Source organism: Candidatus Binatia bacterium (assembly GCA_023150935.1).
Taxonomy (GTDB): domain Bacteria; phylum Desulfobacterota; class Binatia; order HRBIN30; family HRBIN30; genus JAKLJW01.
Genome location: JAKLJW010000117.1, coordinates 1 through 798 on the forward strand (window position 1 = coordinate 1; position 798 = coordinate 798).

Consider the following 798-nt stretch of genomic DNA (forward strand, 5'->3'; position numbering starts at 1 on the left):
TTTGACAGTTCCTCAAAGTCGCCGACACTGACGTGTTTGTAGGTTTTGATCTGAAATCCAGCCTTACGAAGATCCGCAATGGGGAAATCGGATAGATTGTCGTCCACGATTGCAACTTGGGCAACTTCTCGGAGTCTCGACATAGGGTACGGAGAAGGAAATTGATTCCTTGCGTACGCAGAGAACGTTCGGGGAGCGGAGAGCCGCTTGTGGGCGCGGCGCCAAAGCCAAGCTGCGCCACCCGCAAGCGGGACGACGATAGCCAAAGCGTTGGCGATCCAGTCCGTAGCCTTAAACCACTGAATGATGGAGTCCATGGCGGTATTCTGAGGCGAAGACTGGTGCAGAGCGCGTCTTGTGACGCATAACGTTCGACATGAGCGGCATGACCCGGCTTGCCGGGGCATGTCCGCTCGATGGAGGGGTTAGGTGCCTGCTTCGTAGAACGCTCCATTCACCTTACTCCCCAGTACGCCTCTGATTCAGCACAGACCGACTTTGAATGCCAATGCTTGACGGCTTTGCGCGTGTTGGCGGCATCCACTTCCGTTTGAGCGAGGGGGCGCCATTTGCTACTGCGGCGATACCCCTCGGCGAGTTCTACACCCGCGGGGTACTTGGCCAACGCCGCGAATTGCGCCGCCGCAAGCGACCTCTTGTTGGCACCACCTTCGGACGTTGGGTTGGCCAATTGAACACCATCGTCTTCCCACCCGCAAACATCACAAACGGCGAAAGAACCGTATTGGTCTTGCAGCGTCATGAAACCGCAGCAGGGGCACGGAATGTCTCGCATAC

The 798-nt window shown here is 57.0% G+C and carries 2 protein-coding genes; both read right to left on the minus strand.

The window, feature by feature from the left end:
- The coding region (locus tag L6Q96_23235; protein ID MCK6557463.1) for a hypothetical protein at window positions 1–317 on the minus strand (317 nt) is incomplete at its 3' end.
- A gap of 137 nt (window positions 318–454) precedes the next feature.
- On the minus strand, window positions 455–763 hold the full coding sequence (locus L6Q96_23240) for a hypothetical protein (protein MCK6557464.1): 309 nt from the start codon (window positions 761–763) through the stop codon (window positions 455–457).
- Window positions 764–798 lie beyond the last annotated feature (35 nt).

Coding starts and splice junctions, on each gene's coding strand:
- L6Q96_23240 (MCK6557464.1), bottom strand. CDS start 763: ATGACGCTGCAAGACCAATACGGTTCTTTCGCCGTTTGTGATGTTTGC.